The sequence below is a fragment of the Phyllobacterium sp. OV277 genome, assembly GCF_900104355.1.
Lineage (GTDB): Bacteria > Pseudomonadota > Alphaproteobacteria > Rhizobiales > Rhizobiaceae > Phyllobacterium.
The window spans coordinates 258454-279295 of sequence record NZ_FNIY01000003.1 but is presented as its reverse complement, the minus strand read 5'-3'; the positions used below and the strand labels follow the sequence as shown (position 1 = coordinate 279295).

At 55.3% G+C, this 20842-nt stretch carries 23 protein-coding genes; 8 read left to right on the top strand and 15 right to left on the bottom strand.

The window, feature by feature from the left end; genetic code table 11:
* Nucleotides 1-71: 71 nt before the first annotated feature.
* From BLU05_RS13200 to BLU05_RS26615, 5 genes are all read right to left on the bottom strand, one after another.
* A complete protein-coding gene (locus BLU05_RS13200; protein ID WP_244518334.1) occupies nucleotides 72-440 on the bottom strand; it encodes a hypothetical protein in 369 nt (122 codons plus the stop codon).
* Nucleotides 441-730: 290 nt separating this feature from the next.
* Nucleotides 731-976, bottom strand: a complete 246-nt coding sequence (locus tag BLU05_RS13195; protein ID WP_091880671.1) for a hypothetical protein — start codon at nucleotides 974-976, stop codon at nucleotides 731-733.
* An 80-nt stretch (nucleotides 977-1056) separates the two neighbouring features.
* Entirely contained in the window at nucleotides 1057-1557 is a 501-nt protein-coding gene (locus tag BLU05_RS13190) for a DUF2165 family protein (protein WP_091880669.1), read from the bottom strand.
* Nucleotides 1558-1680: 123 nt separating this feature from the next.
* Entirely contained in the window at nucleotides 1681-2190 is a 510-nt protein-coding gene (locus BLU05_RS13185; protein WP_091880668.1) for a hypothetical protein, read from the bottom strand.
* Nucleotides 2191-2200: 10 nt separating this feature from the next.
* Nucleotides 2201-2623 (bottom strand): hypothetical protein, encoded by a 423-nt coding sequence (locus BLU05_RS26615; RefSeq protein ID WP_348271761.1) that lies wholly within the window; start codon nucleotides 2621-2623, stop codon nucleotides 2201-2203.
* 230 nt (nucleotides 2624-2853) lie between these two features.
* Between BLU05_RS26615 and BLU05_RS13175 the strand changes: the two genes are divergently transcribed.
* Nucleotides 2854-3270, top strand: a complete 417-nt coding sequence (locus BLU05_RS13175) for a hypothetical protein (RefSeq protein ID WP_091880666.1) — start codon at nucleotides 2854-2856, stop codon at nucleotides 3268-3270.
* 62 nt (nucleotides 3271-3332) lie between these two features.
* Here BLU05_RS13175 and BLU05_RS13170 read toward each other — a convergent pair whose 3' ends face one another.
* The 3 genes from BLU05_RS13170 to BLU05_RS13160 form a co-directional block, all read right to left on the bottom strand.
* On the bottom strand, nucleotides 3333-3584 hold the full coding sequence (locus BLU05_RS13170) for a GlsB/YeaQ/YmgE family stress response membrane protein (protein WP_091880665.1): 252 nt from the start codon (nucleotides 3582-3584) through the stop codon (nucleotides 3333-3335).
* A gap of 74 nt (nucleotides 3585-3658) precedes the next feature.
* A complete protein-coding gene (locus BLU05_RS13165) occupies nucleotides 3659-4072 on the bottom strand; it encodes a hypothetical protein (protein ID WP_091880663.1) in 414 nt (137 codons plus the stop codon).
* Between the two features lie 116 nt (nucleotides 4073-4188).
* The gene (locus BLU05_RS13160) at nucleotides 4189-4578 is read right to left on the bottom strand and encodes a DUF930 domain-containing protein (protein WP_091880662.1); all 390 of its coding nucleotides are present in this window, start codon (nucleotides 4576-4578) and stop codon (nucleotides 4189-4191) included.
* Nucleotides 4579-4788: 210 nt separating this feature from the next.
* Between BLU05_RS13160 and BLU05_RS13155 the strand changes: the two genes are divergently transcribed.
* A complete protein-coding gene (locus BLU05_RS13155; protein WP_091880660.1) occupies nucleotides 4789-5172 on the top strand; it encodes an SgcJ/EcaC family oxidoreductase in 384 nt (127 codons plus the stop codon).
* Nucleotides 5173-5179: 7 nt separating this feature from the next.
* On the opposite strand, the gene BLU05_RS13150 is transcribed toward BLU05_RS13155, so the two are convergent.
* The 3 genes from BLU05_RS13150 to BLU05_RS13140 are packed head-to-tail and all read right to left on the bottom strand — an operon-like array spanning nucleotide 5180 to nucleotide 6784.
* The gene (locus tag BLU05_RS13150) at nucleotides 5180-6025 is read right to left on the bottom strand and encodes a class I SAM-dependent methyltransferase (RefSeq protein ID WP_091880659.1); all 846 of its coding nucleotides are present in this window, start codon (nucleotides 6023-6025) and stop codon (nucleotides 5180-5182) included.
* Nucleotides 6026-6065: 40 nt separating this feature from the next.
* On the bottom strand, nucleotides 6066-6245 hold the full coding sequence (locus BLU05_RS13145; RefSeq protein WP_091880657.1) for a hypothetical protein: 180 nt from the start codon (nucleotides 6243-6245) through the stop codon (nucleotides 6066-6068).
* Entirely contained in the window at nucleotides 6242-6784 is a 543-nt protein-coding gene (locus tag BLU05_RS13140) for a GNAT family N-acetyltransferase (RefSeq protein ID WP_091880656.1), read from the bottom strand. The genes BLU05_RS13145 and BLU05_RS13140 overlap by 4 nt, the downstream gene beginning before the upstream one ends.
* 159 nt (nucleotides 6785-6943) lie before the next feature.
* Between BLU05_RS13140 and BLU05_RS13135 the strand changes: the two genes are divergently transcribed.
* Nucleotides 6944-7708, top strand: a complete 765-nt coding sequence (locus BLU05_RS13135) for an SDR family oxidoreductase (RefSeq protein WP_091880654.1) — start codon at nucleotides 6944-6946, stop codon at nucleotides 7706-7708.
* A gap of 3 nt (nucleotides 7709-7711) precedes the next feature.
* Here BLU05_RS13135 and BLU05_RS13130 read toward each other — a convergent pair whose 3' ends face one another.
* Nucleotides 7712-8836 (bottom strand): vWA domain-containing protein, encoded by a 1125-nt coding sequence (locus BLU05_RS13130; protein ID WP_091880653.1) that lies wholly within the window; start codon nucleotides 8834-8836, stop codon nucleotides 7712-7714.
* Nucleotides 8837-9124: 288 nt separating this feature from the next.
* Here BLU05_RS13130 and BLU05_RS13125 point away from each other — a divergent pair, with 288 nt between their 5' ends.
* Together BLU05_RS13125 and BLU05_RS13120 are read left to right on the top strand one after the other, a co-directional pair.
* The gene (locus BLU05_RS13125; protein ID WP_091880651.1) at nucleotides 9125-9940 is read left to right on the top strand and encodes a DUF3800 domain-containing protein; all 816 of its coding nucleotides are present in this window, start codon (nucleotides 9125-9127) and stop codon (nucleotides 9938-9940) included.
* 518 nt (nucleotides 9941-10458) lie between these two features.
* Nucleotides 10459-10854, top strand: a complete 396-nt coding sequence (locus BLU05_RS13120; protein ID WP_091880650.1) for a DoxX family protein — start codon at nucleotides 10459-10461, stop codon at nucleotides 10852-10854.
* A gap of 699 nt (nucleotides 10855-11553) precedes the next feature.
* Here BLU05_RS13120 and BLU05_RS13115 read toward each other — a convergent pair.
* Entirely contained in the window at nucleotides 11554-12762 is a 1209-nt protein-coding gene (locus BLU05_RS13115) for a TIGR03862 family flavoprotein (RefSeq protein WP_091880648.1), read from the bottom strand.
* Between the two features lie 242 nt (nucleotides 12763-13004).
* Between BLU05_RS13115 and BLU05_RS13110 the strand changes: the two genes are divergently transcribed.
* Nucleotides 13005-13214, top strand: coding sequence for a cold-shock protein (locus tag BLU05_RS13110; RefSeq protein ID WP_162700345.1), 210 nt, complete (start codon nucleotides 13005-13007; stop codon nucleotides 13212-13214).
* Between the two features lie 255 nt (nucleotides 13215-13469).
* The gene (locus tag BLU05_RS13105; RefSeq protein ID WP_091880647.1) at nucleotides 13470-15425 is read left to right on the top strand and encodes an elongation factor G; all 1956 of its coding nucleotides are present in this window, start codon (nucleotides 13470-13472) and stop codon (nucleotides 15423-15425) included.
* A 42-nt stretch (nucleotides 15426-15467) separates the two neighbouring features.
* Here the strand turns inward: BLU05_RS13105 and BLU05_RS13100 are convergent, their stop codons facing one another.
* Nucleotides 15468-16991 carry an ATP-binding cassette domain-containing protein gene (locus tag BLU05_RS13100; protein ID WP_091880645.1) on the bottom strand — a complete coding sequence of 508 codons (1524 nt, stop codon included), beginning with the start codon at nucleotides 16989-16991 and terminating at the stop codon, nucleotides 15468-15470.
* 471 nt (nucleotides 16992-17462) lie between these two features.
* Here BLU05_RS13100 and BLU05_RS13095 point away from each other — a divergent pair, with 471 nt between their 5' ends.
* A complete protein-coding gene (locus BLU05_RS13095) occupies nucleotides 17463-19919 on the top strand; it encodes an SEL1-like repeat protein (protein ID WP_091880644.1) in 2457 nt (818 codons plus the stop codon).
* Between the two features lie 28 nt (nucleotides 19920-19947).
* Here BLU05_RS13095 and BLU05_RS13090 read toward each other — a convergent pair whose 3' ends face one another.
* Nucleotides 19948-20739, bottom strand: a complete 792-nt coding sequence (locus tag BLU05_RS13090; RefSeq protein WP_091880642.1) for a hypothetical protein — start codon at nucleotides 20737-20739, stop codon at nucleotides 19948-19950.
* Nucleotides 20740-20842: the final 103 nt, after the last annotated feature.

The window sequence follows — 20842 nt, the reverse complement described above, 5'->3', positions numbered from 1 at the left end:
ATTATCGCTCCTGATTGATGAACATTGATCCAATCGCGTTCAGCCGGGGAATGCAAGTCTCCCGGCAATTCTCACAGGCCGCTGCTGCACGTTTCCGCAGTTGCGTTCAGGCGCTGTTCCTCTATGGATGCAATGACATTGCGGCCGACTGCGATAACGAGCAAAGCGCAGATCACCGCGACACCCAGATTGAGCGGCTTTCGCGGGTATCGTGCATTGAGAAAAGCACCTAGCGCATAGATCAGCAAAGCTGGCGCTGCGAAGAGCAGCACCTGAAGCGATCCGTCGCAATCAACGGCATCGATTCCCTGTGCCTTGTATTCATTGACGGGCAGCACCGCCCCAAAAAACGCCAGGGGCAGGGCTGCAACAAGAATCCCAAACCCGAGCCATTTCAAGCGGTTGTTTGATGGGCGCGCGGCAGGCTCAGGAGGGCGCACGCAAGGGGTCCTGAATCGAATGTGCGGGTATTTGGCCGGGCCTCGAATCTTTTCTGGAAAACAGAGCAAGGGTCCCCAGAAGGGCAAACAGAACGACAAGTACGCCGATCACAAGGCATTTGTGTCTCATCAAGCATCTCCGTTGTGACGTTGACGTAACAGTGAAGTAGTTTTTTGGCAGCAATCGGGTCGGGGGTCAAATTCCTCTGCCAACTGTCCACATAAAAGGCCTCCTGAGATGCAAAAAGCCCGGCAGGATTATTTGCCGGGCTTTTGTTTTTTGCGAAGATTCAGCGACAGACGCGCACTTTCTTGATGATGATACGGCCATGAACACGGTGCCGTTCTGTCCTGACAAAGCAGTTGCGGTTCCATTTGCGTTGGTTGTGCCGGTAACCGGGCCGGTAATCAACATTCTGCACTTCGGTTGCGGTATTCCCGGCCAGAGTTGCAGCGAACGGTGCGGCTTGGGATGGTGCATTGAACGCCACCAGAGATGTAAGGGCGATCGTTGTAGCAATGATCAGATTTTTCATGTCGTACCTCTAAGCTATTGACGATCACACAATACACGGGCCGGACGCCCTGTTCCGGCATTACAAAAATTTTAGGTTTGTCAGTCGGTGGTTTCACCATCCGGCATCGTTACAAAGATCAGCACGGCAATGATGGTGATGAAGAAACGGAAAGCCGATTCGATGCCGTTCCACGTTGACGACATCCACATGCCAAACCATTCGCCACCAATGGACAGGAATGCCACCTGCCAGACAAGGAAACCAAGCGCGAGGCCGCCAATGGCCCACTTCTTCGAGCGGTTGAACGCACGGGCGTTGTCTGCGACACGTCCGATCATGTTGAAAGCGCCAATCCAGCACAGAATAGCTGTCAGGGTCTCGGCCGCGATGATGAGAATATAGAATGCATTGTGCAGCGCCGGGCTGCTGATAGCACGGTACTTGATGGTTGCATCAGGGAAGATCGTATCCATCAGCAACACATGCTGGACGAAGGCGAAGTTGGAGCCGTAATCGGTGATATTACCGAAAGCCACAAGCGTGGCGAAGAAAGCGATTGCCGCAACGAACGCGGTTTTGCTCAGGCGGGTGATAAGCATTGGACGTCCCTCATGATCTTGTTGTTTTTCAATGAGAGAGTGTGCCATCAGCCGGTTAATGGCGGCTTATTTTTATGCCGTTTTGAATGATGGAATGTGAAACACTGCCTGATTGACGCGATGCTAATTCTCGTCGCTGTCAATACGCAGCAACGGGGCCTGTTCGTCCTCGATCAAGCCAACCGCAAAGGTTCCGACCGCTGTTTTTCCCTTTGCAAAGGCGAGAACAGACAACAGGCTCGTCACCAATGCAGGGTCTTCGGCCCTCGGATAAATTTGCAGCGCAAGCGTGGCCATATCGATCCATGCCCGCTCATAGGCATCCATCAGCCATTCAGGGATAGGTGGGTTGCGATCATTGTTGAGGCGCGCTTCTTCGATGGTTGCAATGAGCGCGAAGGCATTCCAGTCCGCAAGCTTCAACTGCCAGGCAATCCGGACAATCTCGGGAACGGAAGCGTAGGCGGCCGTATCCACATCCCGCTTGTAAATCAGATTATCCCAAAGCTCATCCCAAGCCAGCGTAAAATCGCCCTGTTCGAGTGCCTGAAGTGCCTCGGACGGGTTATAAAGATCACGATACCCGCTGCGTAGCGTGTACCAGCGTTCATCGGTCCATGCCAACAAACTCATGCTTGCCCCATCAAATGTTTACCGAGCCAATCAATCGTGTCATTGGCATGAATGCAATAACGAATGCGTGCGGGATGGCTCCGATTCCGTCCACGCGAAGCAACGGCTGTGCAAAAGGATGCAATACATGAATTCGACTATAGACAGCACTGATGCAACAATACCGGTTCAGGGGCAGCTCGAAGCCTATAATGCCTGCGACATTGACACATTCATGCAGTTTTGGGCGGATGATTGCCAATATTATGCTTTTCCCGATCAATTGCTCGCCAATGGCGCCGCAGAAATCCGCGAACGGCATATTGTCCGTTTCAAGGAGCCGAATCTGCTGGGAAAACTGCTCAAGCGCATCGCTGTTGGTACGATGGTCGTTGATCAGGAAGTTAACGCGCACGTTCCCCGAGGGTCCCGGCGAGGTGGATGTCATTGCCATCTATGAAATCGATAAAGGCAAGATTGCTAAAGCCTGGTTCAAGATGGGTCAGCCAAGGTTGCACGCTCCGACGGCCTGACGGTCAATTATGATTCACTAGTGCATTTTTTACCCGCGGAATTTTGCCAACCCAGTGCTATGCACTGAAACGGATGCCAGCCGGAAACATCGAGTGCGTCGAGGGGTAGGGGCTCTGACATCGTCGGGCTCTATTTGCTACAGGGGATTGCATGATCAGGAAACTTCTTGCGGGCATCGCATTTGCAACATTGGCCGTCTCATCCGCGCAGGCACAGACGTGTGCAGGTAATTTCAAGACGGAAGGCATTCCGGTTATCACTGCCATAAATTACAAGAGCTGGCAGGTTTTCCCGAAGCTCGACCCGAAGACGGCGTTGAGTAATCTCGCGCAAGCCGTGGCGGCTGAAGGTTTTTTCGGCATCGATGTGAATAAGAGCCTTGGCGCGATCACGGCTGAGCAGGAAGTCACCGGTTCGGGCCGCCCGCAGACATTGCGTGTCGTCGTGCGCAAGGCGGGCAAGGGTAGCCGGGTTGATGTGGTTTTCATGGTTGCGATAGGACAGATAGCACCCGAAGGCACAACGCGCACCGCCATCTGCCGCATTATTGCATCGGCCAACAGTTAGGGTGGGGAGAACTGCCCGGCCGCTCCGGCGACCGGGCAGATACTCTGACCGAACAGATAAATCTATCGGCGGACAGCGCGCCCGACGGCAATCAGGATACAGGCGCCGACAAAACCGGCGATGAGATAGCCGATCCAGCCTGAGAGAATAATGCCGAATACCGACAGGATGGCATTGGCAAGCACCGCACCAACGATGCCCAGAATAATGTTCATGATGATGCCGGTATTGCTCTTCATGAACATCTCGGCCAGCCACCCGGCCAGACCACCGATGATAATGGCAGCAATCCAGCCTACACCTGCAGTTCCCATATCAATTCCCTCCGTTGCGAACAGTCGCGACGATTGAAACGGTGCAGCGTGCGGTTTGTTCCGCGCCCCATGCGCTATTTCCAGCCTTTGCGTGGCCGCCAGTCTTCTTCGTCATCCCGTTCACGCAGCCAGCGCTTTATTTCCCGGCAATTGCGGGGGCGGCCATCACTGACCCTGCCGTCGGTGCAGGGGTTGTAACGCTCACGTCTCTCGCGATAATCGTCCCGCCTTTCCCGATAGCGCTCGCGCCGATCCAGCATGCGCAGGAGTTCGCGGCAACTGCGGGGCTTGCCGTCATTGTAACGGCCGTCGGTGCAGGGGTTGTCGTACTGAACAAAATGGATCAGCGGCTTCTGATAAAGGCGGCTGTCGATTGGTGTCGCATCACCGACGGCAGACGCGGCGGCCACAGGAGACGTGGCGGCCATGGCAGGGGTAAAACTCAGAAGCAGCACAGCGGGCAGCAGGACTCGAAAGAGACTGGGCATCTTGGCTCTCCGGATGTGGTGCCATCAGTGACAGCACCGGATCCAAAGAGTGTGAGCGATTCCCATTGCGGCAACATTGCACAAAAGTGGAAACTGTAAATGCAATATCTGAAACTTCACGGAACCAGATAGTGCTGGCCCCACTCATTTTTCGGAACCTTGTCGCCAATCTGGTATTTGAAGGCGACGATTTCCATATTGTCTTCATTCGTCATGCATTTGAATGCCAGATGATACCATTCGCCTCGGCTACGAAAGGCTGCGCCGCGCGACTTGATCGAATGCACATCCACCTTCGGATCAGCAAAGGCATAGGCAAGCACCTTATCGGGATTATAGCCATGTTCGTCCTTGCGGATGCGCTCCATAGCCTCGACGTCGCAGCGCTGTTCCAGCCGGGTTTGCGGATCGAGCTTTTCCAGTCCGACTTCCATCCTCGTATCCATTGCCGATGCGGATTGCAGGGACAGCGCAAGGATTGCGAACAGGAGCGTTGGCTTTTTCATGAATGGGGTCAGCCTTCTATATCTGCCTGCGGACAATGCCTTGGCAGCGATGTTGATGAATCAAACCACATGGTTTGCTTTTTCGAATCGCGGGGAGAGGAAATTTGCCCAAAGCTGCGGCAATGTCAAAAGTTGCCAACTTGGTTGCCGATCATCTTGAGGATACAATCCCCTATCCGACCCATATCCGGCAAAGAGGAGGTATATCCGATGACAGAAGATGAACAGGCAATCCGCAATGTCGTCGAGACGTGGATGGCCGCCAGCCAGGCAGGCGATACTGCCACGATTCTCAGCCTGATGACCGACGACGTTGTATTCACCGTGCCCGGCCGGGAACCATTCGGCAGGGAAGTCTTTGCCTCTGCTTCAGACAGTCTGAAAGAGATGCGCATGGAGGGGACAAGCGATATTGTCGAGCTTCAGATTCTTGGGCAATGGGCGTTCATCCGCAATCATATCAGGATTGCCGTTACCGCACCGGGCAGCGCGACGCAACGCCGCTCGGGCTATACGCTGACCCTTCTGCAAAAAGAGCCCGACGGCAAGTGGCGGCTCGCGCGCGACGCCAATATGGTGACAGAAGACAAGTAGCTCGGTGTTAGGCGCGGCGAGCCGTCACAATCCATGTCCCGGTGCCGACGAAAACGCCATCCGGCGTCCTGTAAGCTTCAAGGCTCCGCCGAATGGCATCCCACGCGGCGTCTGCCTTGTCGGGGAACTGTTTGATGTGTTCACCGACGAAACCAATGTGAAGAATGCTCAACACTTCGTCGATATCGCCGCCACCTGTCTTAAGATCCAGTGGCGTAACGCCAATATCGGTAAAACCTGCCGCGCCGAGAACTGCCCGCACGCGCTCGGGATTGGCGAGCGAAAATGCGCCCGGACCGATTCCCGGTAAATCCGGGGCTGGCACGCCATGTTTGCTGGCGATCTGAATTGGCATTTCAAACCATTCGACTTCGGGCCGGTCACGCCAGCAAACAAAGGCAAGACGTCCGCCCGGCTTCAATGCCTTGCCCAGATTGGTGAAGGCCGCAACAGGATCATCGAAGAACATCACGCCAAAGCGCGAAAACAATCCGTCAAACTGACCGGAGCCAAAGCTATGTGTCTGCGCATTGGCTTCGATGAAGTGCAGATTGCCGAGGCCTTTCTCCGCCGCATGATTGCGCCCGGCAGCAAGCATGGACGCAGACAGGTCAGCACCGGTAACACTCCCATCCGGTCCGACAGCATGGGCCAATGCCAGAGAAGTGTGGCCGCAGCCGCAGCCCACATCCAGAAAGCGCTCGCCCTTTTGTGGTGCAAGAGCTTTGATTGCCTGTTCGCCCAGCGGCGCAAGCATCCGCTCCAGCGGGGCCTGCAAGGCAATCCAGTTATGCGAACGTGAATCGTCCCATACACCCGGTGTTCCGGTATCGTTGTTGCGCGCGTCAGACATGGGAATCCCTGCTGTTGGATGGAGCGTCGATATCTGTCAGTTATTCATCCGCACTCAGATCCAGATCGGCAAGCTCTTTTTCTCCGGCAGTCTGGGCTTCCTGCTCTGTCTTGTAAGGACCGATCTGCGGACCGGCTTCCCCATCGACCACAAGCACATAGTACCAGCTCGTATCGTTCTTCTGGCTGACCGCCACATGACAGATTTGTTCATTGCTCATCGCGATTCTCCTGCCTGCATAGCGGTTATTTCATAAAGCACATGGCGGCACAGCGGGTGATCTTTTGGCAGGCTGGGATGGTCGAATTCGCCCGTCTTTTGCATGCCAAGCCGTTGCATCAATCCCCAGGAGGCAGTGTTGGCGGGCGTGGTAAAACTGACGATACGGTCGAGTTTCAAGACCTGGAAGCCATAGGCAAGCGCGGCTTCTGCCGCTTCCCGTGCCAGCCCTTTGCCGTGCCATGGCGTCGAAAGCCGCCAGCCGATTTCAACTGCCGGGGTAAAGGACGCTTGCCATGGGATATCGGCAAGTCCGCACATACCGATCAGCGTTCCGCTGGCACGCTCTTCAAGCGCCCAGAAGCCCCAGCCATTTTCAGCAAACTGCGCGTCGATGCGATCAAGCATGGCATCCGAACCCTCACGCGTCAGGGGCATGAGATAGCGGTAGACTTCAGGTTCACTGTTAAGCGCAAAAAACGGCGCACGATCTTCCGCCCGCCATTGGCGCAGTCGGAGCCGGGGAGTTTCTGGTCGCATGGGGCAATTATGGGAGTGAAGCCCGAGGCCGTCAAGGCGTGTTGAGGCGAACAAGAGGGGCGGCAGGTTTCGGGTGGCGGCTTGGAACCGGCAAGGCCATTCATTGCGCCGCGGGCATATTTAACGTGCCCTTCCCACCGAAATCGCAGAGGCTGCAAAATGAACAGTTTGAATGGAAAGATCGCTATCGTTACCGGCGCAAGTTCCGGCATTGGTTACGAAACGGCAAAGCTTTTTGCCCGCGAAGGCGCGAGCGTCGTTGTCTCGGCCCGCAATAAGAATGGGCTGGATAAGCTTGTTGCCGAGATCATTGTTGATGGCGGCAAGGCTATTGCGCTGGCCGGGGATGTCAGCGATGAAACCTGTGCCAAAGCTCTGGTGGAATTGGCTGAAGAGAAATTTGGCGGGCTGGACATTGCGTTCAACAATGCCGGAACCAATGGTGAGATGGGGCCAACGCCCGATATCTCGCTTGCCGGTTGGCAAAACACTGTTGATGTCAATCTGACATCGGCTTTCCTCGCGGCAAAATACCAGTTGCCAGCCATGCAACGGCGTGGCGGTGGCTCGCTGATTTTTACCTCGACCTTTGTCGGTCACACAGCAGGTATGCCCGGCACCGCCGCCTATGCTGCCAGCAAGGCGGGGCTTCTCGGGTTGATGAAAACACTGGCGGTGGAATTTGGTCCACAGGGCATCCGTGTCAACGCGCTGCTGCCGGGTGGAACGGCGACCGCTCTGGCCGAAGCCTGGGTGGATACGCCGGAAAAGCTGGCCTTTGTGGAGGGGCTGCATGCCCTGAAACGGCGGGCACAGCCGATCGAGATCGCCCGCTCGGCACTCTATCTTGCCTCTGATGCGTCAAGCTTCACCACCGGCTCGGCCATGCTGGTGGATGGCGGCGTCTCGATCAACCGGACGTAAGAGTTACTTCAACTGCGTGCGCAGCGTTTCCTTCACCACCATATCGAAGGAATCGCTGCCCTTGTCCTTGTCTTGCTTGGCCGTCTGTTCGGCGACATAGGCATCGCGCTTCTTCACCAGTTCAGCCATGCCTTCTTCCAGCTTGCCGCGTTCCTGCGATTGCTGATCGAGCACGGCCTGTTTCTCTTCCTTGGACTTACCGCGCAGGTTCTCCGGCAATTCCGCATCCTTGAGTGCATCGAGTTTCTGCGTGCCGTTCTTCACGTCGGCCACCAGATCGCCACCACCGGTAACGACTTCTTTCGAACCACCCTTTTTCGAATAATAGCGGGAATTGTCGACCTGCACCGAGGCCGGAGCCATGGCCTTTGTTTCCATCTTGGTGCGCAAATCAGCCTGCTTCGCCCCGCTGCCATAGGGGATAACAGTCTTGTCGATCTTCTGTTGCAGGATGATGATGTCGCCGTCAAACGGCGTTTCGATAACAGTGATGCGTCCGCCATCCTGCGGAATCGCGATATAACGGCCATGTCCCAACTGGGCGATTTCGCGCCAGACTTTCGTCGTATCTGGATCGTCACCCGCCTGCACTGTATTGACGGTAATCGCCTCATCCTGCGCCCGTTTCAGTACCTGCGGGTACAGGGGGCCATTGGGGTAATCCATATGCGGCGGGGCATCGCCGACAAGAAAGACAATGCGTTTTGCATCGCCGCCCTTGGTCCATTCCAGTTTGCGCACGGATTCATCCAGCGCCTCATTGACGGACTCAGGCGTATCGCCGCCGCCATCGGCTTCAAGTTTGATCAGCTTGCCATAGAGCCCCTGCACATCGGAGCTCATGGCGAAGGACTTGACTACATATTCGTCGCCCCGGTCGCGATAGGCAACCAGCGCCATGCGGATATCCGCATCGGGATTGACGTCGATAATCGTGTTGGCGATTGACCATATCTTGCGCTTGGCTCCATCGATGAGATCGGCCATGGAGCCTGTTGTGTCGAGCACAAAGGCAACTTCGATGCGCTGGCCCTTGATATTGCTTTGCGCCAGAGCCGGCGAGGCCAGGGCGGTCATGGCAAGACTTGCAGCAAGACCTGTTACGAGAAGACGCGGTGAACGATACATGGATTCCCCCCAAACGTTGATCCGATGCCTATGTTTCGCGGCGGATTGCGGCTTAATTGGGAGATGCTTTGGACAAGACTGTGATGCCCGGGAAATATCGATTCTTATACTTTTTGCTAGCTAAGATTTTTCTACATTTGCAGATAGGCTGTGAGTATGCGGACAGCGCGCTAGTCATTAGATCACACGTCGCTCCGATTTGACCAAAATGCCAATAAGTATTTGGTAATACTGAATATTATACTTCGATTATATTGCATTTGAAGATTTGGAGAGCAGAGATTGGCGATGAGGTTTATTGCCTATGTTGACGAAGCGGGTGATGAAGGGTTTGGCAAGCTTGCAGAACAGGGCCCCACCGCCCAGTCATCTTGGTTTGCAATTGGTGCCTGCCTAGTCAGTGACGATGATGATAAGCTTCTGCCGGTTTGGCGTGACGAGATACTTCGGCAATTTCCAAAGAAACGCACGTTGGATTTGCATTTTCGCGATCTAAAACATGATCAAAGAGTTCAGACGTGCCTTATGATTGCGCAACGGCCAATTGCGGCGTGTATCGTTGCTTCAAACAAGGTCACGCTTCTGACACACCCCAAACGAGAGATTTTTAAGAAGAAGCAACACCTTTATAATTACCTGACTCGCTTCCTGCTCGAACGACTTACACATGCTTGCAAACGTAAAGCGGAACTGGAGGGCGATGGGCAGGCAAGTTTACGGGTAATCTTTTCCCGGCGAAGAGGCACTGACTACCACGCTATGCGTGAATATTTGGAGTTTATGCGCGATGGCCGTGAGGTCATGAAACCGGTTCGAACAATCGATTGGAGCGTTCTTTCTCCCTCGGACATCGCTGTTGAAAATCACAGCAAAAGGGCAGGTCTTCAAATAGCCGACGTATTCACCAGTGCCCTCTGGCATGCGATTGAACCAAATGGATATGGCTTCTGTGAATCTCGGTATGCACGCAGCCTCGCTACCCGCCTTATTAAACGCCGTGGCCAAAGGTTGGATTGCGGACTGACACTTGTTCCAGCTTACGGAAAAACACCGCTGAACAACGAGCAGACAGAGTTTGTCGAATGGATTAGATGCTACAAATAAAAATGTGGGCCCCCAGACTCCTGAAGAACACTGCAGAGAGTGCTGCCGCCTCGAAGGCAACTCGGAGCAATCTGGCGCTTACCCACCACCATATAATAGGATTAATATCGTATTTTTCAATACGACATTGGTCTATGAAGCACGAATTGACCAACAATTCATTCTCGCCCGTATTTGGGTTGCAAGATCAATTGCCTCACGGACATTTCTGGGTGCATTGCGCTATTCCGTTGACAGAATAGCCCATTCAATAAATGTAAGCATGCTGATGGTAAGTGTGCGATCTGTTGAACCTGGTCCCCCAAAGACGAAAGTGCCCCGGATCGTTTACAGTCAGTAGAGGCTCGGTGCTCTCCATGGTAGTGACATGCAATGGCCGGTGTCGAGCCTCACAATTCCTGTGTTCAACATATGATGTGTTGATGGCGCGTATATTACGCGCGCCGCCGGTGGGTTGGCATTGCATTTCAACCTGAAGCCCGACATTCTCCAGCCTCCAACGTTCTTAGCGAGGCAACATGATCTCCCGAATTGAACTTGAAACGGTATGGGCACCCCGGCTTCTCTCTGTCCTGCGCATCATAACGGCATTGCTGTTCGTGGCGCATGGCTCGTCAAAGCTGTTCGGCTTTCCCATGGCAATGGATCCGGCTCCCAACCTGATGTCGCTGATTGGCGTGGCTGCCATCCTTGAATTTGTCGGTGGCATACTTTTGGCTCTCGGTCTTTTCACCCGTCCTATCGCATTCCTGTTGTCGGGTGAAATGGCCGTTGCCTACTGGATGGCGCACGCGCCGCAAGGCTTCTATCCGATCGTCAATCACGGTGAAAACGCTGTGCTCTTCTGCTTTGTCTTCCTCTATCTGGCTGCCGCAGGTCCGGGAAGCTGGGCTCTCGACAAGGCGCGCGGATAGGCACGGCTCCATGCTCGCCAGGCTGTCGGCCACCGTGCCAACAGCCACATTTACCTGTCGTTAAGCATGCAGGCTTACCCTTGGAGCCTTGGAGGGCGCATAGCCCTCGTTGGATGTGAAGGCTGGTCCGATGATAAGCGATAACGACAACGACAGTATCTGGACAGATTTCGTCTGCCGCACCTGTGCGCTCGCAATCTTCATGATTGGCGTTGCGATCCCCGTTGCATTCAAGCTGTTCCTGTAGAATCCGGCTGCAAAGGCATCATTGCCGATTTGTAATTTGACCCGGCAGGGCAGCCGCTCCACCATGGCGATGCTGGTTTGTCGTGGGGCCAGCACGAGGCTCGACGGCCACCTGTCCTTCAAAATTCCGGTGCCGTCGAGTCTCTCCGAATTTTGAAGATAAATACTTCAAGTTTTACATGCGGAAACCCCGTTAAGGTTACTTATAATAGAGCTATTCTAAAGTTTAGCGGAATAGAGCATAAGAAGCGCCTCTCATAAAATGTCAAAAGACTGTGAGGAGACTGTTTCGTGCGATCAAAGATTACTTACGTCGATCAGAAGAATTACAAAAACAAAATCGTTGTTCAGGCGTATGGGCGCAGTGAGACCGCCCAGGCGCATTTGCTGGCTGCGATGCGCAGAATGCGGCGGCGTATGCGCATGAAAATGCTCGTCTTCAATAAATATTAATTACTGGTTCAGCCGGGCGTTTATCCCATGCGCTGCGGCGCGGCCGGTGGCAAAGCACGCTGTCAGAAGGTAGCCCCCGGTCGGTGCTTCCCAGTCCAGCATTTCCCCGGCCACGAAAACACCGGGTAGCGCTTTCAGCATATATGTCTTGTCGATGGCGCTCCAGCGAACGCCACCAGCCGAGGATATGGCCTCGGTGATGGGGCGGGGGCGCTGTACAACCAGCGGTAGCGCCTTGATCAGCTTTGCCAGCCGTTGCGGATCGGAAAGATCAGCTGCGTCGGCAAATTTTCGCAGCAATGCAATTTTGATGCCCTCGATCCCTGCGCCTTTGCGTAAGCGATTTGAGAAACTCGCCTTGCTGTCCTGACGCGCGAGGTCCCGCGCCAGCTTTTCGGTGGATCGTCCGGGCGCCAGATCAAGCACAAGCGATGCGTTACCTTGCTCTTCCAGTTCATCCCGCAGACTGGCCGCATGGGCATAGACAAGACTGCCTTCGATACCATGTTGTGTGATGACAAACTCACCGGAAAACGCACCAGCACCTGAGGTAGCCGTAACGGACTTTACCGGAGTTCCGGCAAAACGCTCCCTGAAACCATCGTCCCAATCCACGTCGAAGCCGCAATTGGCCGGGCGCAACACATTAATTTCCACGCCCTTATCGGCCAGCCACGAGGTCCATGCGCCATCGGAACCGAGCTTTGGCCAACTTGCGCCGCCAAGTGCCAGCAATGCTGCGTCGCATTCGACGGTCTTGATCCCCGCCGGTGTTTCAAATGTGAAAGCGTTTCCGGCGAAACCCGTCCAGCGGTGACGGGTTAGAATGGTCACACCCTGTGCTTCAAGCCGGCGTAGCCAAGCGCGTAACAGCGGTGATGCTTTCATCACCTTTGGAAACACCCGCCCTGATGAGCCGATGAATGTTTCCGTGCCAAGGCCAGCGGCCCATGCCTGCACATTTTCAGGTGTGAACCCATCAAGAGCAGGGCGCAAATGGTCGGATGCAGCACCAAACCGGGTAACGAAACGCGCGTAGTCTTCCGAGTGTGTGATGTTCAGGCCTGACTTGCCCGCAAGCAGGAATTTACGGCTGACGGTCGGCATTGCGTCATAGACTGTTACATCATGTCCGGCTGCTGATACCACTTCGGCTGCCATAAGACCCGCGGGGCCGCCACCGATAATCGCGATTGTTTTGCGTTGCATATGCCTGTCCAAACCCGAAATACTGCTGTTCACTCATGACCCGGACGTGTGGTGAGTACAAGATCATTCGGCGCAGGAACTTTTGCAAAAACTGTCTTTGAAGCGCCATTGTAATAAAACAGTTGCATGACACGTTAACACTTTCGCGCATATGGGCTTTACGGCTTCCATAAAAAATCGTTACAAGGGTGCGTCGTTCACTTTGTGCGACACTCAATACATCTGCCCTACGGAGGTTCATTATGGCCACAGGCACAGTTAAATGGTTTAATTCTACAAAGGGCTTCGGCTTCATTCAGCCTGAAGATGGCGGTGCAGATGTATTCGTACACATCTCTGCAGTTGAACGCGCTGGATTGCGTGATCTCAACGACGGCCAGAAAATCAATTACGAACTGGTGCGCGACAAGAAGTCGGGCAAAATGTCAGCGGATCAGCTGAGCGCCGCTTAAAGCTGGTGCCAGCGGGGTCGCCATTGGGCGATCCCCGGGGTCACCTAAGTGTGATCCCCGGGGTCGCCAAAAGGCGATTCCCAGGATCGTCCCGGTGGCGGTCCACGATGACAGACCAGAATGAAACAGGCCGGATGCAAATCCGGCCTGTTTCTTTTTTGCCGACAAAGGCGCCATCGAATCGTTCCACTAGCGCTTTTGGCCATGTTGAGGCATCCTGTCATCGGACTTTGATCGTAGCAGGGGAGGACGCGAATGCGCTGCTTTACGGTACTTGGACCCTCGCAGACCGGAAAATCCACGCTCGTGGAAAAACTCGGCGCGCTGGAGGGCGCGCCAAGGAAGTCGGTCTCGCCTTACGGGTTAAATCTGACAGAATTCACTTTCGGCAATGAAACATGGTGCGCACTGGATGCGCCGGGTGCCAATGAAGCCCTTGCGCACGCGCAGGATGCACTCTTGGCCAGTGATGCCTGTATCCTTTGTGTTTCACCCGCGCCTGAGGATGCGGTGCTTGCCGCGCCTTATTTGAGGGCCATCGAAGCGTCGGGGACGCCTTGCATCGTTTTCGTCAACCGCATTGACGAGCCAAGAGGCCGGGTGCGCGATGTCATTTCAGCATTGCAAGGCTATTGCAGCCATTCTCTCGTGCTCCGGCAGATACCCCTCCGCGAGGGAGACAAGGTTGTCGGCACATGCGACCTGATTTCCGAACGCGCCTGGCGTTATCGAGAGGGGCAGACATCCGCCCTGATCGAGATACCGGAAAGCGAGCTTGAGCGGGAACACGAGGCGCGCGCCGAACTTCTGGAACATTTATCCGAATTTGACGATTGGCTGCTGGAAGAGCTGATCGAGGACCGCGAACCGCCGAGCGATGCGGTTTTTGCCATTTCATCGCGTGTATTGCGCGAAAACAGGATTATTCCCGTGCTGCTTGGTTCAGCCAGCCACAGCAATGGCATCATGCGCCTGATGAAGGCGCTACGCCATGAAGCACCGCCTGTTGATATGCTGCGCAAGCGTCTTGCCGCCGCAAACAGCACGCCTGAAAATGCCTTGGCGGCTGTCAGCTTTCACGCCTATCACCGCCAGAATATCGGCAAGACTGTGCTGGTGCGCGCGCTGAAGGACGGACTGAAACAGGGTGGCCTGCTCGGCGGAGGACGGCTCGGGCCGGTGCAGGACCCGGGAACCGGAAAGCCCACCCCATCGGGAATACCTGTACCCGGCGATGTCTTCGCCACCGTGAAATCAGATCATCTGCCGGTGCCGTCTTTGCTTAGCCTCGATGCCGTGATCACGGCACCTGAATGGACCACACCGCCGACACCCATGCTGGAGCGCATCCTTGTCCCCGAAAGCGAACGGGACGAAACAAAATTGTCGGAAACACTGGCAAAACTGGCGGAGACGGATCACGGATTGAAGGTCATGCAGGAGGAGGGCACGGGTGCCCAGCTTGTCAGTGTGCAGGGCCCGGTGCATCTGCGTGATCTGTGCAAAATGCTGTCGGACGTCTTCCACGTCAATGTCACAGACCGGATGCCGAGCCCGGTCTACCGGGAAACCATCTCCAAACCGGCGGAGGTTCATTACCGGCACCGCAAGCAGACAGGCGGCGCAGGCCAGTTCGCCGATGTGAAACTCAGCGTGCATCCCAATGGGCGCGGCGAAGGTTTTTCCTTTGCCGAAACGGTCAAGGGCGGTGCTGTCCCGCGCAATTACATACCCGCTGTTGAGGCGGGTTCGCGCGAGGCAATGGAGCGAGGGCCATTGGGGCTGCCGGTCATCGATGTCGGCGTCATGCTGACTGATGGCCAGCACCATTCGGTCGACAGTTCGGAATTTGCTTTCCGCGCTGCGGCAAAAATGGGGGTAAAGCAGGCGCTTTCAGAAGCGGCGGCTGTGCTTATGCAGCCGGTGTTCCGCATCGAAATTCATATCCCATCTGTTTATTCGGGCAATCTCGTACCCATTATTTCCGCCTTCAAGGGGCAGGTACTGGGTTTTGACCGGGACGACAACACCAAGGGTTGGGATGTCTTCCGGGCCATTATTCCCGGCAGTGCATTGGATGAACTGGCGCGCGCCTTGCGCTCTGCAACACAGGGTATTGGCAGTTTTTCCAAAGCTTTCGATCATTTTGAGGAGCTTTACGGCAAGGAGGCGGACGCTATCGTCACAGCTCAGGCCGCGCACGCCCATTGAACAGGTGCCGGGTCGCCGCATCGAGACGGCCCGGCAATTGCTTCAGTTCTGTCGCTCGGCGGCAAAAAACGCCTCCGGACTTTCCACTTCGATCAGGCGACGCTTTTCGATCAGCCAGAAGCGGTTGCCGACTGCCCTGACGAAACTGCGGTCGTGCGAGACCAGCAGGCAGCTTGCCTCATGCGCCATCAACTCCGATTCCAGCGCCTCCTGACCGTCAATATCCAGATGGTTGGTCGGTTCATCCAGCAGGTAGAAGTTCGGATTGGCAAGCCGTAGTACCAGCATGCCAAGCCGCGCCTTTTGCCCGCCTGACAGCACACTGTTCGGCTTGCTCTGGATATCAATGCCAAGTCCCGCTCCAGCCAGAAGGGTGCGGGTGCGCTGGTCGCCAATATCGAAGCGCCTGTTGATCGTATCAAACGGCGTGTCGCGATCCGGCAGGTCGGCAAGTGCCTGATCACCATAGCCGAGCACCAGAGAAGGCGTTGCCTTGACTGCCTCAGGCGAGGTCAGCGGCTCCGTAATGGCACGCCTGATCATGCCGACAAGACGTGTTTTGCCCGCACCATTGGCCCCGAGAAGAACGATCCTGTCGCCCTGGCATATCCATTTCCTGCCTGTCTTGAACAGGAAGGTACCATCTGGCGTTTCCACCGATGCATCGTCGAGCGTCACCAGCACCTTGGCATGGGTGCCGCTGTTGGTGAGCCTGATTGCCCCGGCAGAGCGTTCCTGATGGGCAGGACGCGCAGCATCCTCAAGCCTTTCCGCCCGCTGTTTCAACTGCTTGGTCTTGACGGTCAAAAGATCGCTGCCGGAATTAATGCCGATATTGTTGAGCTTGGCGGCTTGCTGGCGCAACTGCTGCGCCACCTTCATGTCCCGCTCGTAACGGCGTGCTTCCGCCGCATCGATTTCATCCAGCGCTGCCCGAGCCCGTGTATAGGGCAGGGCAAAGGCTTGCGAGTTCTCCGGCCGCAGGAACAGTGTCCGGTTGGTCGTGGCATCAAGAAAGGCCCGATCATGGCTGCAGATGACAACAGGAACATCGCGCGGCAAATTATTGAGCCAGTCTTCCATCTGCGCGATCTTGGCAAGATCGAGATGGTTGGTGGGCTCATCCAGCAGCAGAACATCCGGGTCTGTCACCCATACACGCGCAAGCAGGGCAAGTCTTTGCCAGCCGCCGCTTAGCTGGGCAAGGGTGCGCTCGCGCAACTCATCGGGCACGTCAAGTGAGGCAAGCACGACATCGACGCGCCAGCTTTCCGTCTCTTTCTGCTCGGCGGGCAAGGCCTGCAACACCATTTCGTAGAATGAGGTGTTGAGGAGATTATCAGGCACTGCCTGTTCGACAGTGCCGATGCGCAGGCCGCGCGTGCGGGTGGTATCGCCGGTGGTGGAATCAAGCGTTCCAGCAAGGCAGCGCAGCAGGGTGGATTTACCCCGGCCATTGGCGGCGACGATGCCGATACGATCCCCCGCCCCGACGACGAGGTTGAGGTTGACAAAAAGCGGGGCTCCGAGGGTAACGCCCAGGTTTCTTACATTGATGAGTGCCATTTTAATTCTCTGGTCTGCCGGGCCATGTGCATTGACGGTATTCTGTTTGTACCGTCGGTTTTGCACCGGTGGTCAGCGTCCATGCGGGCAATGACCATTTGGCTCGGTGGGTTGTGACGTTACGCAAGGCCGCTCGAATGACGAGTTTGGCGCTGCGTGACCACGAAGGGCAGACCTGGAATGGGTATGGAAAAGCTGTTTCCGGTCAGCCCTGCAAACGTATCTGCAGGGCGTTGACGGGGCCACGCTGGCGATGATGCCGGAAGAACGTATTCATGCGCAGCCCTCCTTTCCTTAAAATGAGCTTGGCACTCCCATAGCATTCCACGGAGCGGCTTTCAATCGCCTTTGCCATGGTTGATATGGCGCAGAATTACCTGGAAAATATGCTGGTTACTATCTTTCCGAAGTGTAGCTCTACATGCATTATAAGAAGGGGGTTGCTGCGAAAGCAGATTTTGAGGGGATTTCATGCGGCTTGGCAAGCTATTACTGGTGTCTGGATTCTTGTTGTGCCTGAACGGACAGGCTTTTGCCACCGAGACGATGGGCCCTTTCAGAAATGGCGAATATCCGGCGGAAGTCGACCTTTTGCGTGGGATGGCCGAGAAGGGCGATGTCAACGCGCAGTACAAACTTGGCGATATTTATCAGACCGGCACAAAGGTTCCGGAGAACGATTATGAAGCTGCCAGATGGTATCGCAAGGCTGCCGAGGGAGGTCATGCCAAAGCGCAGCTGGAATTGGGTGCGCTGTATGAAAATGGCGCCGGTGTTGTTGAAGACAAGGCCGAAGCCGCCCGGTGGTATCGCAAGTCCGCTGAACAGGGATATGCCAAGGCACAGCTCTATCTTGGCGATATGTATGATGGCGGCATAGGCGTTGTACAAGACAGTTCTGAAGCGTTCCGCTGGTATCGCAAATCCGCTGAGCAGGGACTGGCGGGAGGGCAGAATAGTCTTGGTGTTATGTACGACAACGGTAGAGGCGTTCGGCAAGACCACAGCGAAGCGGTAAAATGGTATCGCAAAGCGGTGAAACAGGGACATCCGAATGCCCAGACCAATTTGGGTCTGAAGTACGAATTTGGTGAGGGCGTTGCGAGGAACCCAATCGAGGCAATTCGCTGGTACCGCAAGGCCGCGGAGCAGGGCTGGGCCGGGGGACAACACAATCTTGGCACCATGTATGATGAAGGCAAAGGCGTTAAGAAAGACGATCTGGAGGCGGTGCGCTGGTACCGCAAGGCTGCGGATCAGGGATATGCGAAAGCAGAGAACAATCTGGGTGCCATGTACTTTAACGGGAACGGCGTGGCCAAAGATTTGGGGCGGGCTGCCGAGTGGTATCGCAAAGCTGCCGATCACGGAAACAGTTACGCGCAAAACAACCTTGGCAACATGTATTTCATGGGTAATGGTTTTGCAGAAGACAAGGTTGAGGCAGCCAAATGGTATCGCAAAGCCGCCGATCAAGGCCATGCCGATGCACAGAACAACCTTGGTGACGCGTACTATTTTGGAGCCGGTGTTGCCGGGGACAAGGCAGAGGCTGCAAATTGGTATCGCAAGGCGGCCGAGCAAAACAACGCGGATGCGCAATACAACCTTGCCTATCTCTATGATCTGGGAGAGGGCGTCGTCCAGGACTATCCTCAAGCCGTCAGCTTGTATCGCAAGGCCGCAGCGCAAGGAAAGCTTTGGGCTCAAACGAGGCTTGGGTTGAAATATGAAAACGGCGACGGCGTGCCCCGCAATATCGCCAAAGCACGAGGCTGGTACGCCAAAGCGGCGGAAGGCGGACTTGATGAGGCCCAGTTCAACCTCGGAGTTCTCTATGCAAATGAAGTGGGCGGTAAACCAGACTACATGGCTGCACTGAAATGGTATGAGAAGGCGGCGGCTCAGGGGAATGCCAAAGCGCAAAACAATCTTGGTACGCTGTACGAAAAGGGTGGGGGCGTTGCGAAAGACCTGCGCATGGCGGTCGATTGGTATCGAAAAGCTGCCGATAAAGGCAGTGCCGTCGCGCAGAACAATCTGGGCACCAAATATTATCAGGGCGAGGGTATTTCAAAGAACCTGTTTGAAGCTGCCAAATGGTATCGTAAATCTGCCGATCAGGACTATGCCGATGCGCAATATAGTCTCGGCTATATGTATGAGCACGGTGAGGGCCTGATAAAAAATCAGGCTGAAGCCTTGGGGTGGTATCGCAAAGCTGCGGAACAGGGAAATGCCGACGCGCAATACGTGCTTGGCGGCAGGTATGAATATGGCACAGGTTTGGAGCAGCACAAATCCCTTGCCGCGAGCTGGTATCGCAAGGCTGCTGAACAAGGCTATGCCGACGCTCAATACAGGCTTGGCCTGCTCTATTTTGAGGGTAAAGGCGACGCGCCTGATCAAACACAGCCGGCTGCATGGTTAAGCAAGGTCGCGCATAGTTTCACCACGGTGCCAACGAGTTCCGGTGTGCCTGATTCAGCCGGTGATGGCATCGTGCAGGACCGGGCTGAAGCAGCCAAATGGTTTCGCAAAGCAGCCGAACAGGACAACACCGATGCGCAGTATAGGCTTGGTCTTATATATGCGCGGGGGCTGGGCCTCACAGAGGATAAAGCCGAGGCGGCCAAATGGTTTGGCAAGGCGGCGGCCCGTGGTTCTGCCGAGGCGCAATACAACCTCGCCGTCATGTTGGTCGCAGGACAGGGTGTAACCAGAAACGCAGGTGAAGCAGCCAGATGGTTGCGCAAAGCTGGCGAGCTTGGCAATGCCAAAGCTCAGTACAGCTTGGGACTTGCGTATGAGCAGGGAACCGGCTTGCGGCCGGACAGGACAGAAGCCATCAAATGGTATCTGAAAGCGGCAAGGCAGGGCCATGCCAAGGCCCGGCTGAAGCTGTCAGAAATGGGTGCCGGTGGTTAGGGGCATGGCCCCGACAGCGTTTTGAAGCTCATCCCCGCGAAACTTTGAAAAAAGCCTGTTTGCCCTGAATGCCCGCAAGATTGCCTCCATGGCCTTCCTTGGTACACAGGGCAATCGCTTCGATATAGTAGTTTGCCATAGCCGACATGGGCGGGTTGAGCAGGAATGGCACAGCTTTCCAGTTGTAGAAGGTCAGCGCCACCAGATTATGCGTCTTCGGTATGAGTGATTTCGGGTCCTTGAACAGATTGGAGACGAGATTGAAAATGCCAATCGACTCGCGGCTTGGGGTCATGAGTGTGCCGGTTGTAATGCCGACTGCGCCAGAAAATTGGTCCGACCCATCGGAATCCTTCCAATAGGGGCCCTTGAAGATTGGCACGCCAATCTCTCCATCAATGACCGGTGTTCCGGGGACGGGTCCGATCGCCTCGCCGGTTGAAGGCAGCTTTGCCAGTTCGTTGGAGCCTTTGACTTTGAAATCCTTGACCTTCACGGTAAGCACACTCAAGCCGAAGGTAATGCCGAGTGTTCCGCCGAGACCGCCGCCGGTGAAGACAATCTGCTCACCGGTTTTTCTATTGACCATTGGAATGGAAATGTGACCAAGCGTGACGCCTAATTTGGCAACAGGCGTGCTGACTGAAACACCAAGCTCCTTGGCATCAACAAGATTCCAGTCCGTCCGCTTACTATTGATCGAAGAGGCATAATTCTGGACCTCCTCCCGCTGGCGATTGTACTCATCCTGTTGCCGATAGGCTTCCTGCATCATCCCGGCGCGGGCAGCAGCGGAAAATCCAAAATCACTCGGGCCCATGGTTCCTCCTGTGTAAGGCGTATTGCTCCGAAGATTAGACGAAAGAGCTTATTCTCGTCGCACTGTGCAATAAAATTTGCAGGTAGAATACCCGTAGATTTCT

Bases quoted from the DNA above. Each gene is read 5' to 3' on its own strand.
- BLU05_RS13170 (WP_091880665.1), bottom strand. From the start codon at position 3,584: ATGGGAACTGCAGGTGTAGGCTGGATTGCTGCCATTATCATCGGTGGT.
- BLU05_RS13120 (WP_091880650.1), top strand. From the start codon at position 10,459: ATGATCTCCCGAATTGAACTTGAAACGGTATGGGCACCCCGGCTTCTC.
- BLU05_RS13195 (WP_091880671.1), bottom strand. From the start codon at position 976: ATGAAAAATCTGATCATTGCTACAACGATCGCCCTTACATCTCTGGTG.
- BLU05_RS13165 (WP_091880663.1), bottom strand. From the start codon at position 4,072: ATGCCCAGTCTCTTTCGAGTCCTGCTGCCCGCTGTGCTGCTTCTGAGT.
- BLU05_RS13135 (WP_091880654.1), top strand. From the start codon at position 6,944: ATGAACAGTTTGAATGGAAAGATCGCTATCGTTACCGGCGCAAGTTCC.
- BLU05_RS13115 (WP_091880648.1), bottom strand. From the start codon at position 12,762: ATGCAACGCAAAACAATCGCGATTATCGGTGGCGGCCCCGCGGGTCTT.
- BLU05_RS13160 (WP_091880662.1), bottom strand. From the start codon at position 4,578: ATGAAAAAGCCAACGCTCCTGTTCGCAATCCTTGCGCTGTCCCTGCAA.
- BLU05_RS13145 (WP_091880657.1), bottom strand. From the start codon at position 6,245: ATGAGCAATGAACAAATCTGTCATGTGGCGGTCAGCCAGAAGAACGAT.
- BLU05_RS13155 (WP_091880660.1), top strand. From the start codon at position 4,789: ATGACAGAAGATGAACAGGCAATCCGCAATGTCGTCGAGACGTGGATG.
- BLU05_RS13150 (WP_091880659.1), bottom strand. From the start codon at position 6,025: ATGTCTGACGCGCGCAACAACGATACCGGAACACCGGGTGTATGGGAC.
- BLU05_RS13110 (WP_162700345.1), top strand. From the start codon at position 13,005: ATGGCCACAGGCACAGTTAAATGGTTTAATTCTACAAAGGGCTTCGGC.
- BLU05_RS13125 (WP_091880651.1), top strand. From the start codon at position 9,125: ATGAGGTTTATTGCCTATGTTGACGAAGCGGGTGATGAAGGGTTTGGC.
- BLU05_RS26615 (WP_348271761.1), bottom strand. From the start codon at position 2,623: ATGGCAATGACATCCACCTCGCCGGGACCCTCGGGGAACGTGCGCGTT.
- BLU05_RS13095 (WP_091880644.1), top strand. From the start codon at position 17,463: ATGCGGCTTGGCAAGCTATTACTGGTGTCTGGATTCTTGTTGTGCCTG.
- BLU05_RS13105 (WP_091880647.1), top strand. From the start codon at position 13,470: ATGCGCTGCTTTACGGTACTTGGACCCTCGCAGACCGGAAAATCCACG.
- BLU05_RS13090 (WP_091880642.1), bottom strand. From the start codon at position 20,739: ATGGGCCCGAGTGATTTTGGATTTTCCGCTGCTGCCCGCGCCGGGATG.
- BLU05_RS13130 (WP_091880653.1), bottom strand. From the start codon at position 8,836: ATGTATCGTTCACCGCGTCTTCTCGTAACAGGTCTTGCTGCAAGTCTT.
- BLU05_RS13185 (WP_091880668.1), bottom strand. From the start codon at position 2,190: ATGAGTTTGTTGGCATGGACCGATGAACGCTGGTACACGCTACGCAGC.
- BLU05_RS13140 (WP_091880656.1), bottom strand. From the start codon at position 6,784: ATGCGACCAGAAACTCCCCGGCTCCGACTGCGCCAATGGCGGGCGGAA.
- BLU05_RS13175 (WP_091880666.1), top strand. From the start codon at position 2,854: ATGATCAGGAAACTTCTTGCGGGCATCGCATTTGCAACATTGGCCGTC.
- BLU05_RS13190 (WP_091880669.1), bottom strand. From the start codon at position 1,557: ATGCTTATCACCCGCCTGAGCAAAACCGCGTTCGTTGCGGCAATCGCT.
- BLU05_RS13100 (WP_091880645.1), bottom strand. From the start codon at position 16,991: ATGGCACTCATCAATGTAAGAAACCTGGGCGTTACCCTCGGAGCCCCG.